A 14,432-nucleotide genomic window follows, 5' to 3' on the forward strand; every position below is an offset into this window, starting at 1 on the left:
GGGGGGGGGGCCCTTCGCTCCCCGCGGGCCAATCCCCCGGGCCCCCCGCTCCCCCGAGTGGTCAGTCCTGAAGGCGCTCGGCTCGCCGGGTCGCCCAGCGGGCTACCTTGGTCCACCTGCGTGCGGCGCGTGGACCGCTTCGAGCCCGCTGCGCGCGGACTCCCTCCTCGAGGTCTCGTATTCGGGCCCTGGACAGTTCTTCATAAAGCAACATTTCGCTGGTCTCCTCGACCTTGATCTCGTTCAACTTGGTCGGCGCGAGAGTCCGGTAACCCGACCGCGCCTCGTAATCCCTGGTGGTGATGAGTTCGACGGTCATGCCGCGGCGCTCCGCTCGACCTTGCGGACAACGGGGCGCGCCTCGGCGACGGGCTCGACGACCGGGTTCTTCCGGGGGCGGCCACGGGGCCGCTTCCGCGCGACGACAACGCCACGCTCGAAGATTTCGCCACCCCAGACACCCCACGGCTCACGCCGCGAAAGGGCGCCCGCCAGGCAGGCGGAACGGACCGGGCAGTCCGCGCAGAACGCCTTCGCACGCTCGAGCTCTGCCGGCGACTCCGCGAACCAAAGGTCCGCGTCGCCCGAACGGCAGGGGAGCATCGACTCGGGCGAGTCGATGGCGTCGAGCAGGTCTACGACGCCGGCGTCGGCGAAAGGCAGAGCCTCCCCCGGCGCGAAAGCTATGGCCGATGACATAAGTGCACTCCTCTGTCCCGTAACGGATTTCGTACTGACGGTGGAACTGGACAACGCTGAACCCCAATTAGGTTGTGCAGCCAACTTGTTTGTGCAGCAAAAAACACGAAGGCCGCGGATCCGGTAACCGGTTCCGCGGCCTTCGTGAGCCTCTGGTCCTGACTAGGTCAGGAACTTCGCTCCCGTATGGACAACGGAACACGGAACTGCTTGATAACCGGCAGATCGACGCCGCCGTTCACGTACGCCCCACCCAAGGCGGCAGCGTGCGTGAAGGTCTCGTCGGCGGCGATCCAGGTCAGGTTGAGACGCTGGGTGCCGCGGGCGGCGAGGATGCTCATGGGCACAAAGGTGCCCTGGCGCTGAGCCTGCGGGACTTCCGCGACGCAGGACAGACGGGTGCCAGGGTTCATGAGCATCATCTTGTTCGTCATTTCACCGGCACCACCTTTCGCTGTCGCGCGCGAACCGCCCTGCGGTCTACGCTGTGTTGTAGATGTTCTTCCCCAGACCGAGCCCTTCCGGCTCGGTACCTGCAGGTTATTGCTCCCGGCCGCACCGGGGCAACTTATTTTCCAGAAAATCCGTCGAAGTTACGAAGATCGGCTCTGAGCAGCGGGTTCGCCGCATGGATCAAGCCCGGAACGCGGTCAAGACTCCACCGAGGCGCGCACGACATCGAGAACCTCCGCCCCGAACCGTTCGAGCTTCGTCGCGCCGATCCCGGAGATGGCGCATAACGCTGTGTCATCGGTCGGCCGCTGCTCGGCGATGGCGACCAGTGTCGCGTCCGTGAAGACGACGAAAGCCGGCACCTTGAGCTCGCGGGAGCGTTCCCCGCGCCAGGACTTCAACTTTTCGAGCAGTCGCTCATCCACATTGGACGGGCAACGAGAGCAGCGTCCCAGCTTGATGTCCAGGGTTTCCAGCAGCGGCCCGCCGCACACCCGGCACCGTGCCTTGTTGCCCGGCTGCTTCGGCTGCTGCGCTCGAGCGACCCTCGCCGCCGGGTGGTCCTCGGGGATGAGACCGTAGAGGAACCGGCTACGTCGCCGATTGCGGCGATTTCCCGACGTCCTGGCCAAGGCCCACGACAGCGACAGATGCTCTCGTGCCCGTGTGACGCCGACATAGAAGAGACGGCGTTCTTCCTCGATGGCGGCGTCGTCGCCGTCGGCGTGGAGGATCGGCATGGTCCCCTCGGCGAGCCCGACGAGGAACACGGCGTCCCATTCGAGTCCCTTCGCCGCGTGCAGCGAGGCCAGCGTGATGCCCTCGACTGTCGGCGGGTGCTGCGCGCTCGCCCGCTGTTCGAGCTCCGCCACGAATCGGGGCAGGTCCGCGTCATCGACGGTCGACGCCAGCTCCTCGGCCAGCTCGACGAGCGAAAGAAGCGCGTCCCACCGCTCTTTCGCCGCGCCTCCCGCAGGAGGCTGGTCGGTGAGCCCTACCTTCGCCAGCACGGAGCGAACCCGGGTCACCAGCTCGCCGGTGTCGGCGTCGGTCGACGCCATCCGCAACGCGGACATCGCCTGCCGGACCTCGGTGCGGGCGAAGAACCGCTCGCCACCGCGAACGAGGTACGGGATGCCCACCTCCGCCAGCGCCTGCTCATAGGCCTCCGACTGGGCGTTGACGCGATAGAGCACCGCGATCTCGCTGGCCGCCACCCCGCCGTCGAGCAGGTCACGGATCCTGCGCGCGACGGCCGCGGCCTCGGCGGTCTCGTCGTCATACTCGGCGAAGCGCGGGACCGGTCCGGACGGACGCTGGCCGACCAGCTTCAGCCTCGACCCGGCGGGACGGCCACGTGCGGCACCGATCACCTGGTTGGCGAGGGCGACGACCTCCGGGGTCGAGCGGTAGTCCCGCTCGAGCCTCACGACCGTCGCCTCGGGAAACCGCCGCGTGAACTCCAGCAGCGGCCGGGGAGAAGCGCCGCCGAATGAGTAAATGGTCTGGTTGGCGTCGCCGACGACGGTCAAGTCGTCGCGGCCGCCGAGCCATGCGTCGAGCAGCCGTTGCTGCAGCGGTGTGACGTCCTGGTACTCGTCGACGACGAAGCAGCGGTAGCGCTCGCGGAACTCCTGGGCCACCACCGTGTGCTCCTCGAGGACCGCGGTGGTGTGCAGGAGCAGGTCGTCGAAATCGAGGACCTGAGCGGCGTTCTTGACCTTCTCGTAGTTGCGGTAGACCTCCGCGACCTGCGACGCGGGCGCGGGTGTGTCCCGCTGCGTGCGCGAAGCGACGGCCGGATAGTCGTCCGGCGATACCAAAGAGGCCTTGCTCCACTCGATCTCGCTGGCGAGGTCGCGCAAAAGTTCCGTCTCAGTGCCGAGACCGGCCTTGTTGGCGGCCTGGCTGACGTAACGGAACTTGTTCTCGAGCAGCTCCCAAGGCCGGTCCCCGACGACCTGAGGCCAGAAGTACCGAAGCTGACGGCGGGCGGCGGCGTGGAAGGTAAGTGCCTGAGCGGCGTCGACCCCCAGGCCCCGAAGGCGCGCGCGCATCTCGCCGGCCGCGCGGGTCGTGAAGGTGACAGCGAGGACCTGACCAGCGGCGACATGACCAGAACGGACGAGGTGAGCGATGCGATGGGTGATCGTCCGTGTCTTGCCGGTCCCCGCTCCCGCGAGGACGCAGACCGGCCCCCTCGGCGCGCAGGCGGCGGCGCGTTGCTCGGGATCGAGCCCATCGAGCAGGCCTGGACGACTCTTCGGGGACGATGCGCTAACCACGCCCCGATCCTCGCAGAGGGCCCGACGGGATCGGCGCAGGGCACGCGGCCGTATCCTGGTCACATGGCGGGAAAGCAGGACAAGGAAGCAGCGAAGCTGGCCAAGAAGGAGAAGCGTGCCGCGAGCAAGGCTCGCCGCGGGCAGATCTTCGAGGCCTTCAAGATGCAGCGCAAGGAAGACAAGGCGCTCATCCCGTGGATGGCCGGATCGCTCCTGGTCATCACCGGTGTGGTGTTCGGCATCGGGTTCATCTTCGACGTGCACTGGGTCGTGCTGCCGCTGGGCGTCCTGCTCGGCGCGCTCGCCGCTGTGATCATCTTCGGCAGGCGGGTCCAGAAGACCGTGTACTCGAAGGCCGACGGGCAGCCGGGTGCCGCGGCCTGGGCACTCGAGAACATGCGAGGCCGCTGGAAGGTGACGCCGACCGTGGCGGCCACGACCCAGCTCGACGCCGTGCACCGAGTGCTCGGTGGCCCGGGTGTCGTACTCGTCGCCGAGGGCGCACCGCACCGCGTGAAGTCCCTGCTCGCGCAGGAGAAGAAGCGGGTATCCCGCTTGATCGGTGAGACCCCGATCTACAACGTGATCATCGGCAACGAAGACCAGCAGGTGCCGCTGAAGAAGCTTCAGGGCTACCTCATGAAGCTCCCGCGCAACCTCAAGCCCGCTCAGGTCGACGCGTTGGAAGCCAAGCTGGCCGCCCTCGGCAACCGCGGCGCGGCGATGCCCAAGGGGCCGATGCCCGCCGGCGCGAAGATGCGCAACGTCCAGCGCACCATCCGCCGCCGCTGACCAAACGAGCATCAGGGGTCCTTTGCTGCCGCCCTGCGGTAGCAAAGGACCCCTGATGCGTTTCCTGGCGGAAAACTGTCGGTGGGTGGTCGCATGATCACTGTGTGGACAGAACCTCGGGCGCCTTGCCGAAGGCGCTGGCAGCGATGTTCCCGGACGGCGTGGCCGCCCGGGCGAAACTCGTCGCCCTGGGCCACTCTCATTCCTGGATCTCTCGCCGGTGCCGCGAAGGTGGCCCGTGGCGTCGTCCCATTCCCGGCGTCATCCTCCTGACCAACGCCACGCCGACCAGGCGCCAACTTCTGAAGGTCGCCCTGACTCACGCCGGCCCCGAGGCAATGCTCACCGGAGTCCAGGCCGCCAGGCTTCACGGAGTCCGAAGACTTCCGCCGGAAAGACGGGCTCACACCCTGATCCCTCACCGGAGCAAAGTAGCCACCTGGGGATTCGCCGTCGTCGAACGGACGATCCACCTGCCGGAACCGGTCGAGATCGATGGGCTGCCGGTAGCTCCGCTCGCCCGGGCCTTGATCGACGCGGCCCGGCGTATGGATGAACTCCAGGCCGTGCGGACGATGATCCACGACGCGGTCCATCGGGGACTTTGCACCCCGGAGGAACTTCGAGAGGAGCTGGCGCAGGCCAGCACGATCGGCTCGGCACTCCCCCGGATCGTCATCGGCGCACTCCAGGATGGCGTCGACTCCGCGGTCGACCAGTGGCTGGAGACTGTGCTCGACCGCAGCGGCTTGCCCAGGCCGATGCGACGAGCCGAGCTACGAACCGGTGGCGGGGAGATCGTCGGGGTCGCCGACGCCTGGTGGCCGAAGGCCGGCGTCGCGTTACAAGTCCGTCATGACGAGGTCGCCCTGGAACCGGACACGGCACCCGAAACGCTCGCGTTGGTGGCCCCAGGCCTCATCGTCGTCCAGGTAAGCCCAGCGCGGCTACGCGACGAGCAGCTGGTGGTGATCCAGGAACTGCGTGCGGCTCACCGTCGCGCGCGACAACGACCGCCTCCGAAGCTCGGCGGTGCTCCCACGGCTCCGGCCGCCTGACCTCCGCGGCGCCGTGGCTGCTTCCCGCGGCGGGAGCAAAGGTCCCTTGCTCCCCATCCCGAGCTCAGCGCATGCGGATGACGACGGTCCCGGTCAGCCGGTCCAGCCAGCTTCGGCCGTCGATATTGCGGATCGCGGCCGGGATGATCAGGAAGGTCAGCGCGGCTCGCACGACCGCGCGCCACACTCCGACCATTTGCGCACCGTCGAGCCTGGCGACACGGACCCCGACCACTGCCATACCTGGGGTGAACCCGAAGAAGGCGGCGGGAATGACGGTGATCGCCGCCCAGACACCCACCGACCAGAGGTTGAACGTCTGCATGACGGCGGGATCCTGAAGGCTGGGCGTCACAAAAACAGTGGTGACGAGCGAGGCTAGGACCAGGTCGACGATCAGCCCGAGGAGACGTGCCCCGCCGCCCGCGACCGAGCCGACACCCGATTGGGGCAAGCCGAGTCGCTCACCGCGCCACCGCTGCGTACCCTCGCCACCGGCCGTCGTTCCATCCCCGGTGCCGGGCAGCCATTCTCCGGTCCATCTCGCCACCCATCCAGGGTATGCCGGTGGCGCGGGACACATTCGCCCTGGTCGACTACCCGATATCGCCGCCCCGTTAACACCGGCGAAACATACGGGTGACGGTCGGGCAACACCGCGCTCTTAGCGTGAGCCGAAGAGAGTACTGCCGCCGGCAACGAACGAGAAGGAGTCACCGAGGGTGCCCACTACTCCAGACGACATTCAGCGCCTTATCGCCGACGAGAACGTAGAGGTCGTCGACGTCAGGTTCTGCGACCTGCCCGGCGTTATGCAGCACTTCACCGTTCCGGCGAAGGCGTTCAACGAAGAGGCTTACGAAGAAGGCCTGGCCTTCGACGGCTCCTCAGTCCGTGGTTTCCAGTCGATCCACGAATCCGACATGCTGCTTCTCCCGGACCCCGAGACGGCTCGCATCGACCCGTTCCGCAAGGCGAAGACGCTCTCGCTGAACTTCTTCGTGCACGACCCGTTCACCCGCGAGGCGTACAGCCGCGACCCGCGCAACATCGCGCGCAAGGCCGAGCAGTACATCTCGGAGTACGGCGTCGCCGACAACGTGTTCTTCGGGCCGGAGGCCGAGTTCTACATTTTCGACTCGATCCGGTTCGACTCCGCCGAGCACGCCTCGTTCCACGAGATCGACTCCGTCGAGGGCTGGTGGAACACCGGTGCCGACGTGCCGGGTGGCAACCAGGGTTACAAGACGAAGTTCAAGGGTGGCTACTTCCCAGTTCCCCCCGTCGACCACTTCGCCGACCTGCGCGACGAGATCGTCCAGAAGCTGCAGGGCTCCGGCTTCGAGATCGAGCGCGCGCACCACGAGGTGGGCACCGCCGGTCAGACCGAGATCAACTACAAGTACAACACGCTGCTTCACGCTGCTGACGACCTGCAGCTGTTCAAGTACATCGTGAAGAACACCGTGTTCGCCGCCGGCAAGACCGCGACCTTCATGCCGAAGCCGCTCGCCGGTGACAACGGCTCGGGTATGCACTGCCACCAGTCGCTGTGGAAGGACGGCACGCCGCTGTTCCACGACGAGTCGGGTTACGCGGGCTTGTCCGACACCGCCCGCCACTACATCGGCGGTCTGCTCAAGCACGCGCCGAGCCTGCTGGCCTTCACCAACCCGACCGTCAACTCGTATCACCGGCTCGTGCCGGGCTTCGAGGCCCCGGTCAGCCTGGTGTACTCGCAGCGGAACCGGTCGGCTTGTGTCCGTATCCCCATCACGGGCAACAACCCGAAGGCCAAGCGCGCCGAGTTCCGGTGCCCGGACTCGTCCGGCAACCCGTACCTGGCGTTCTCAGCAATGATGATGGCCGGCCTCGACGGCATCAAGAACAAGATCGAGCCGCCGGAGCCCATCGACAAGGACCTCTACGAGCTTCCGCCGGAGGAGGCCCAGAACGTCAAGCTCGTTCCTGGCGACCTCGGCGCGGTTCTGGACACGCTGGAGGCCGACCACGACTACCTGCTCGAGGGTGGCGTGTTCACCCCCGACGTGATCGACACGTGGATCTCCTACAAGCGTGAGAACGAGATCGACCCGCTGCGGCTGCGCCCGCACCCGTACGAGTTCTCTCTGTACTACGACGTGTGATCGTGCGGTAGGAACACCAAGAGCACGCCGGTGGTGAGGTGCGGAATCGCCCTCACCACCGGCGTTTCTTATTGGCCTGACAGGCTGGCTACTCCGACGTGGAGAGAACCTTCAGATCGACGCCCGCTCGCTCGATCCGGCCGCGTGGGTCGTCCACCAGCTTGCGCCGCTCGAGGTCCATAAGCCCCAAGGTGCAGGTGATCTCCGCGGAAAGGGTGCCGTCGACCTTGTAGATGTTCGAGTCCATGTGGAACGTCTTGCCGGTACCGAACTTGGCGTCACAGGTCACGTCCACGACATCGCCTGCCCGGAGTTCGCGCCGGAACACGATATGGGACTCAAGCAGCACGAAGGCGAGATTCGCGTCTCGCATACCAGAGTTGAGACCACCGGCGAGCTCCATCAGCTCGAGTCTGGAGACCTCGCCGTACGAGTGGTAAACGGCGTGGTTGAGATGGCCGAGGGTGTCCAGCTCGTAGTGCCGCACCTTGATCCGGGTGCGAAATGGTTCGCGCACAGTCACCGGTCCACTTTAAGCGCCACTCCCCGTCCGCGACGCCAAGTGTGAGCAAGGGACCTTTTGCTGCCGCCGCGTTCACGCACGGGAGGCGATAGCAAAGGTCCCTTGCTCACTTCCCGCAGGTCAGAGGGATCAGTCCTGGTAGAAGAGGGTCTCCACGACCGCGTGCGCACGTCGCGTCGTGCGCCGGTAGGCGTCGAGGAACTCGCCTGGATCGTCATCGGCCGAGTAACCGAGCACCCGCGCGACCGCGGCGAGATCGCGGCCGGAGCTGGGGATCTCGTCGACAGCCTTACCCCGGACCAGCATCCCGGCATTCCGGACACGCGTCGCCAGTAGCCATGCTTCGGTCAGCGATTCGATCTCGGCGGGCTCGGCAAGTCCGGCCTCCGCCGCGGCCTTCAGAGCCTCGATTGTGGACGTGGTCCGAAGCCCCTCGACTTCGTGTCCGTGACGCAGCTGAATGAGTTGCGCGGTCCACTCCACATCAGCGAGCCCTCCTCGCCCGAGCTTCGTGTGCCGCGTCGGGTCCGCGCCCTTCGGCATCCGTTCCGTCTCCACCCGCGCCTTGATCCGCCTGATCTCCCGTACTCGAACCGCGTCGAGGCCTTCCTGCGGGTAGCGAATGGGGTCGATCATCTCGATGAACCGCGCACCGAGGTCGTCGTCACCGGCGATGAACCGCGCCCGGAGCAACGCCTGCGATTCCCAGACCTCCGCCCATCGCCCGTAGTAGCTGCGGTAGGACTCGAGAGTCCGCACGAGCGGCCCGCTCCGCCCCTCCGGACGCAGATCGGCGTCGACGACCAGCGCCGGATCGGGGCTGGGTGCGCCGAGAATCTTGCGAACCGTCTCAGCGACGGAGGAAGCGAACTTCGCCGCTTCGGAGTCCGACACGCCTTCGGCCGGCTCGCATACGAAGAGGACGTCGGCATCAGACCCATAGCCGAGTTCTGCACCACCCAGACGCCCCATGCCGATGACAGCGATCTTCGCGGGCGTCTGACCGAGCTCCGCCTGACGCTGACGAAAAGCAGCGGCCAAGGCGCCTTGCAGCACGGCGACCCACACGCTCGACAACGCCTCGCAGACCGCTGGGACGTCGAGCAACCCCAGTAGGTCCGCCGACGCGATCCGCAGCATCTCGTGCCGACGGAGCGATCTAGCGGCCGTGACCGCGGCGTTCAACCCCGGCTGACGCCGCACCGCGGCTCGGAGTGAAGTCGCCACTTCTACCGGGGTTCGACCGGCCAAGCGTGCAGGGTCGCCGAGTAGCTGCAGGACTTCCGGCGCTCTCGCCAGCAGGTCGGGCACCAGTCGCGACGTGCCCAACAAGAAGGCGAGCCGCTCGACAACGGCACCCTCGTCCCGAAGTACCCTGAGGTACCAAGGCGTTTCTTCGAGTGCTTCCGAGACCTTTCGGTAGGACAGAAGCCCGCGGTCAGGGTCCGGGGTGTCGGCGAGCAGGTCCAGCAAGACCGGCAGCAGGGCCTGCTGGATGGCCGCCCGGCGTGACATTCCCGCGGTCAGCGCCTTGATGTGTTGAAGGGCGCCGTCCGGTGCGGCGTATCCGAGCGCGGCGAGGCGGCTCTCCGCTTGCTTCGTCGTCAGCCGTAACGCTTCGGTCGGCACATTCGCGACCGATTGCAGCAGGGGCCGGTAGAAGAGTTTCTCGTGAAGACGTCGGATGCTCTGCAGGTGGCGGCGGAACTCCGCCAGCAGCACATCTCCTTCACTTCTGCCACGGGCGGGCCGCACTCCGCTGGCCCTCGCGATCGTTCGCAGCTCGGCGGCGTCCGAAGCGGCCGGGAACAGGTGCGTACGCCGGAGTCGGCGAAGCTGGAGCCGATGCTCGATCGTGCGGAGGAACTCGTATGAGGATCCGAGCTCCGCAGCGTCCTTTCGGCCGACGTACCCGCCTTCACCCAGCGCGGCGAGCGCGTCCATCGTGGACGGAGAACGCAGCTCCGCGTCGATCCGACCGTGGACCAGCTGGAGCAACTGCACGGCGAACTCGACGTCGCGGAGGCCACCGCGTCCCAGCTTCAGCTCTCGCTCGGCGTGGGCCGAGGGCACGTGGCCTTCGACTCGCCGCCGCATCTTCTGCACCTCGGGAACGAAATTCTCACGATCGGCCGCTGCCCACACCTTGGGTGCGACCATCTCCGCGTATTGACGTCCGAGTTCGGCGTCGCCTGCGACCGGCCGTGCTTTGAGCAGCGCCTGGAACTCCCAGGTCTTGGCCCATTTCTGGTAGTAGGCAGCGTGTCCGTCGAGGGTACGGACCAAAGCGCCCGCTTTACCCTCCGGGCGCAAGGCGGCGTCGACCTCGAAACAGGCCTTGCCGACCACGCGCATCATCGTGCTGGCCAGCCGCGTCGAGATCGAAAGATCCTCCTCGCCGACGAAGATGACATCGACGTCGCTCACGTAGTTCAGCTCTCGACCGCCGCATTTACCCATCGCGATCACGGCCAGCCGACCTTCGACGCTGTCGCCCACCTCAGCCTCAGCGACCAGAAGTCCCGTTGTCAGCGCGGCCTCGGCCAGTGTGGTGAGCTGAGCACCGATCTCGGCATAAGGCGGCTGCTGGAGACCGGGTTCGACCAGGTGGCCGAGGTCTGCCGCTGCGATTCCGAGAAGCAGTTCGCGGTAGCCGACGCGAAGGGCCTGCTCCGACTCGAGCCCGGTGAGCAGCTCGCCTTCCGACCTCAAATGGTCGAGGAGACGGTTCACGTACTGATCCGGCTCGGTGCTCTTGTCGCCTTGGAGGGTCTTCCAACAGTCGGTGTTCGCGACCAGGAAGTCCGCGAGCGCACTCGACGTGCCCAGGACACCGAGCATCCGGCCGCGGAAGGTGCGGTTGGTGCGGAGCGCTTGGTCGAGCTCATTCCAGGCGGCTGGGTCCGCTTCCCTGATCCGGTCGAGGCCGCTCAAAGCGAGATCGGGGTCCGCGGCCCGGGAAAGTGCTGACAGGACGTCGGCGGCGGAGCCGTCCGGGCCGGACTCGGTCCACCAACCGGCAGCACGCAGCTGCCCGTCGGCACGGGGGTCGGTGAAGCCGTATCTCGCCACGGAAGCGGTCGGCCTGGCGCGCTCAACCATCGGCTTCCACCGTAGTCGCCCTTGCGCCCGGCACCAGACGGACGCGCAAAAGAGCAAGGGACCTTTGGTGTCGCCGATCGCTCGGCGACACCAAAGGTCCCTTGCTTCGCTAGGCGGCGATCCTGCCGACTTCCTGCTCGGAAACGGCCGAGGTGGGGCTGGCGAAGCTGCCGGCGTTGACGGGGCTCCGTCGTGAAAGCAGGTAGATCCCGATGCCGATGGCCAGGCCGACCACGCCGACGGCGATGGTGCCCACCGTGCCCGTCGAGGTCACGAGACCGGCCCCGGCACCGACGATGGCCGCCGCCGGAAGCGTGAACAGCCAGGCGATCACCATGCGACCGGCTGTACGCCAGCGGACCTGTGACTCGTTCCTGCCCACGCCGGAGCCGACGATGCCTCCGGAGCAGACGTGGGTCGTCGAAAGCGGAAAACCGAAGTTCGTCGAAGCGAGGATGACCGCCGCCGAACTGGTCTGAGCGGCGAAGCCCTGCGGGCCATCGATGTCCGTCAAGCCCTTACCCAGCGTGTAGGTGATACGCCAGCCACCCAGGTACGTGCCGAGCGCCAACGCCAACGCCGCGCTGACGATCACCCAGAGCGGCGGGCCTGCCCCGGCAGGGAGGGTTCCGGCGGTGATCATCGTCAGCGTGATGACGCCCATGGTCTTCTGCGCGTCGTTCGTGCCGTGGGCAAGCGAGACCAGCGAGGCCGAGATGATCTGTCCGACTCGGAAGCCCGCGGTCCGGCCGCGACGGACGAAGATCCGGTAGACGAAGTACGTCACGATCATCGCGACGACGCCTGCCAGGACTGGCGACAGCGCCGCTGGAACCAGCACCTTCTCGACGATCTTTCCGAAATGGACAGAGTCCGTTCCGGCCGACACCCAGGTGGCACCGATCAAGCCGCCGAACAACGCGTGGGACGAGCTGGACGGTAGCCCGACGAACCATGTCACCAGGTTCCACACGATCGCCCCGACCAGACCGCCAAACACGATCGCCGGTCCGATCTTGGTGTCATCGACCAGTCCATTCGAGATGGTCTTGGCCACCTCGACCGACAAGAAGGCTCCGACCAGGTTCAGGACCGCGGAGATCGTCACCGCGACCTTGGGTCTCAGGGCCCCGGTGGCGATGGACGTCGCCATCGAGTTGGCAGTGTCATGGAAACCGTTTGTGAAATCGAAAATTAGGGCCGTGACGACGACGAGCACGACCAACACTGAGGGCTCCACCCCGACCTCCGAACCCTTCGAAACTCCCTTCGCAAGGTACCTGACAGCCAGGACGGAGTGTTAATAACCCATACACATTTGAGACATAAGTCGTTAAGCCATCGGCAATGTGCGTTGACGGTCCGCAGCCGGGGCGAGCTCACCGGACACCAGTCGGACGAAGCGGTGCGCGAACGGTCGCCAGGTTTCGGTGATATCGGCGTGCACCCGGGCGAGGTTTTCCTGGGTCAGTACGTCCGGCCGGGTGAGTTCAGCCATTTCCGGCGACTGCCGTGCCCAGTCGAGGACTACGTCCGGCGTCGTCTCGATATGGAACTGGACACCGTAGGCACAACGGTCGAATCGGAAGGCTTGGTAGGCATACCGTGGTGAGGAAGCGAGAAGCTCGGCGCTCGCGGGCAGCCGGGTGATCGCGTCGTTGTGGAACTGCAGGACATCCTGCATGAGGGGAAGGTCCGCGAAGAGCGGATCGGTCCAGGCAGCGTCCTTCTTGGACACAAGTCCCGGGCCGACCTCAGGTCCCTGATCACCGGTGGCGACACTGCCGCCCAGCGCCACCGCCAGGAGCTGACCGCCGAGGCAGATCGCGAGCGTGGGGATGCGCGCGCCCGCGGCCTTCGAAAGAAGCTTCCGCACGTCGGCGAGCCACGGGTGAGCGGCATCGTCGTTGGCTCCCATCCCGCCGCCGAGGCATACGACGCCCGCGTACCCGTCGAGATCGACAGGGAGGATCTGCTCAGGCGGCAACCTGATGTCGAGTTCGGCTCCCGCTTCGGTGAGCCAGTCGCCGAGGGGGCCGATCGGATCTGATTCGTCTGGCTGGATGACGAGCAACTTGGGAGCGGTCACCTCCCCAGCCTACGACCGCCAGGAGAGCAGGGGACCTTTGCTATCGCTCGGGGGGCGATAGCAAAGGTCCCCTGCTTCCTCGGTCAGCAGGCGCAGCGTGGGGTGGGCGCCGAGGCGAGAGCGGGAGTAAGGCGGTCCCGGTCAACGGGATAGCCGGCTGCCTGCCAGGCGGTGATGCCGCCCGACAGACGCTTGACCTTGAAGCCGAGCTCCGCGAGCTTCAAGGCTCCCTTGGTCGCGGCGTTGCAGTGGATGCTCTCGCAGTAGCAGACGTAGACGAGATCGCGATCGAGCCCGCTGACCGACTCGGGCGTCATGTCCCGATACGGGAGATTGACCGCGCCGGGGATGCGGGCAGTTGCGAATGCTTTGGGAGCCCGGGTCTCGACGATCAGGTACCCCTGCCGAGTGCCATCGTCGAGGTCGCGGACTAGGTCATCGGGGTCCACGTCGAGAGCGAGCTCAGCACGCAGGAGCGCGGCCGCGGTCATGCTGTCCAGGGCAGGGAAAGTCAGTACACGGGATTCGGTCGTCATGGCTCAATCCTGCTGCGCGGTGATCATCCACAACATCGGAGATTCCAGGTCTCGCCGGCGGCTAGCCTGGAGTTTCCTGGTAGGGAAGACGATCGACCTGGAGTTCCGTGAACCTCGATGATCTCGACTGGCAGCTGCTCGAACTGCTTCAGTCCGACGGCCGGCTGACTTTCTCCGAGCTCGGCCGCCGGGTGTCGCTCTCAGCGCCCGCGGTGACCGAGCGGGTTCGGCGACTCGAGGAGAAAGGGATCATCACCGGGTACTCGGCCAGCGTCGACCTGGGCAAGCTCGGGCTTCCCATCGAGGCGATGGTCCGGGCAAAGGTGCGAAGTCTCGACACGCCTCGCTTCCGCGAAGCCATCCTCGCGCTTCCTCAGGTGCTCGACGCTGATCACGTCACGGGTGACGAGTGCTGGCTGGTGCGGGTCGCCTGCCGGGACACCGCGGAGCTGGAAGAGCTCGTAGAGCGGATGCAGCGTTATGGGGAGACGACGACTTCGCTGGTCTTCTCGTCGCCTGTTCGCCGGCGCGCGGTCTGTCGGCGGAACTGCTGAGCGACGCCGCGGGGAGAGCAAGGGACCTTTGCTATCACCGGAGCTGAGCGCGGGTAGGTGGCGGGGCGCTGGCGTGTGTGTTGAGTTCCTTGAATGCAGAAAAGGGTCTGGGACCTGGGAGAACCTTGCGGGTTCTCGACCAGGTCCCAGACCTTTATCAATGTTAGTCCGGCGGTGTCCTACTCTCCCACAAC

The 14,432-nt window shown here is 66.4% G+C and carries 14 protein-coding genes; 4 read left to right on the forward strand and 10 right to left on the reverse strand.

Annotation, left to right across the window (positions count from 1 at the left end):
* Window positions 1-61: 61 nt before the first annotated feature.
* The 4 genes from AB0N89_RS39800 to AB0N89_RS39815 form a co-directional block, all read right to left on the reverse strand.
* Window positions 62-319: a hypothetical protein gene (locus tag AB0N89_RS39800; protein ID WP_364216520.1), complete on the reverse strand. Its 258-nt coding sequence runs from the start codon at window positions 317-319 to the stop codon at window positions 62-64.
* A complete protein-coding gene (locus tag AB0N89_RS39805) occupies window positions 316-699 on the reverse strand; it encodes a WhiB family transcriptional regulator (protein ID WP_364216523.1) in 384 nt (127 codons plus the stop codon). The genes AB0N89_RS39800 and AB0N89_RS39805 overlap by 4 nt, the downstream gene beginning before the upstream one ends.
* 167 nt (window positions 700-866) lie before the next feature.
* Window positions 867-1,133 carry a hypothetical protein gene (locus tag AB0N89_RS39810; protein ID WP_364216526.1) on the reverse strand — a complete coding sequence of 89 codons (267 nt, stop codon included), beginning with the start codon at window positions 1,131-1,133 and terminating at the stop codon, window positions 867-869.
* A gap of 216 nt (window positions 1,134-1,349) precedes the next feature.
* Entirely contained in the window at window positions 1,350-3,437 is a 2,088-nt protein-coding gene (locus AB0N89_RS39815) for an ATP-dependent DNA helicase UvrD2 (protein ID WP_364216529.1), read from the reverse strand.
* A 63-nt stretch (window positions 3,438-3,500) separates the two neighbouring features.
* Here AB0N89_RS39815 and AB0N89_RS39820 point away from each other — a divergent pair, with 63 nt between their 5' ends.
* Entirely contained in the window at window positions 3,501-4,229 is a 729-nt protein-coding gene (locus AB0N89_RS39820) for a DUF4191 domain-containing protein (protein WP_364216532.1), read from the forward strand.
* 104 nt (window positions 4,230-4,333) lie between these two features.
* Window positions 4,334-5,287, forward strand: a complete 954-nt coding sequence (locus tag AB0N89_RS39825; RefSeq protein WP_364216535.1) for a hypothetical protein — start codon at window positions 4,334-4,336, stop codon at window positions 5,285-5,287.
* 64 nt (window positions 5,288-5,351) lie between these two features.
* Here the strand turns inward: AB0N89_RS39825 and AB0N89_RS39830 are convergent, their stop codons facing one another.
* Window positions 5,352-5,837 carry an RDD family protein gene (locus tag AB0N89_RS39830; protein WP_364216538.1) on the reverse strand — a complete coding sequence of 162 codons (486 nt, stop codon included), beginning with the start codon at window positions 5,835-5,837 and terminating at the stop codon, window positions 5,352-5,354.
* Between the two features lie 172 nt (window positions 5,838-6,009).
* Here AB0N89_RS39830 and glnA point away from each other — a divergent pair, with 172 nt between their 5' ends.
* A complete protein-coding gene (glnA, locus tag AB0N89_RS39835; protein ID WP_364216541.1) occupies window positions 6,010-7,434 on the forward strand; it encodes a type I glutamate--ammonia ligase in 1,425 nt (474 codons plus the stop codon).
* An 88-nt stretch (window positions 7,435-7,522) separates the two neighbouring features.
* On the opposite strand, the gene AB0N89_RS39840 is transcribed toward glnA, so the two are convergent.
* The 5 genes from AB0N89_RS39840 to AB0N89_RS39860 all read right to left on the reverse strand — a co-directional run bounded on the left by AB0N89_RS39840 (window position 7,523) and on the right by AB0N89_RS39860 (window position 13,684).
* The gene (locus AB0N89_RS39840; protein WP_020633826.1) at window positions 7,523-7,957 is read right to left on the reverse strand and encodes an acyl-CoA thioesterase; all 435 of its coding nucleotides are present in this window, start codon (window positions 7,955-7,957) and stop codon (window positions 7,523-7,525) included.
* Between the two features lie 129 nt (window positions 7,958-8,086).
* The gene (locus tag AB0N89_RS39845) at window positions 8,087-11,059 is read right to left on the reverse strand and encodes a bifunctional [glutamine synthetase] adenylyltransferase/[glutamine synthetase]-adenylyl-L-tyrosine phosphorylase (RefSeq protein ID WP_364216544.1); all 2,973 of its coding nucleotides are present in this window, start codon (window positions 11,057-11,059) and stop codon (window positions 8,087-8,089) included.
* A gap of 109 nt (window positions 11,060-11,168) precedes the next feature.
* Window positions 11,169-12,299 (reverse strand): inorganic phosphate transporter, encoded by a 1,131-nt coding sequence (locus tag AB0N89_RS39850; protein ID WP_364216547.1) that lies wholly within the window; start codon window positions 12,297-12,299, stop codon window positions 11,169-11,171.
* 93 nt (window positions 12,300-12,392) lie between these two features.
* On the reverse strand, window positions 12,393-13,148 hold the full coding sequence (locus AB0N89_RS39855; protein WP_364216550.1) for a type 1 glutamine amidotransferase: 756 nt from the start codon (window positions 13,146-13,148) through the stop codon (window positions 12,393-12,395).
* Between the two features lie 83 nt (window positions 13,149-13,231).
* Complete coding sequence (locus tag AB0N89_RS39860; protein WP_364216553.1) at window positions 13,232-13,684, reverse strand: rhodanese-like domain-containing protein; 453 nt, start codon at window positions 13,682-13,684, stop codon at window positions 13,232-13,234.
* A 107-nt stretch (window positions 13,685-13,791) separates the two neighbouring features.
* Here AB0N89_RS39860 and AB0N89_RS39865 point away from each other — a divergent pair, with 107 nt between their 5' ends.
* Window positions 13,792-14,238 (forward strand): Lrp/AsnC family transcriptional regulator, encoded by a 447-nt coding sequence (locus AB0N89_RS39865; RefSeq protein ID WP_364216556.1) that lies wholly within the window; start codon window positions 13,792-13,794, stop codon window positions 14,236-14,238.
* The last annotated feature ends 194 nt before the right edge of the window (window positions 14,239-14,432 follow it).

The organism is Amycolatopsis sp. NPDC089917 (assembly GCF_040684635.1).
In the GTDB taxonomy this organism is placed as follows: domain Bacteria; phylum Actinomycetota; class Actinomycetes; order Mycobacteriales; family Pseudonocardiaceae; genus Amycolatopsis.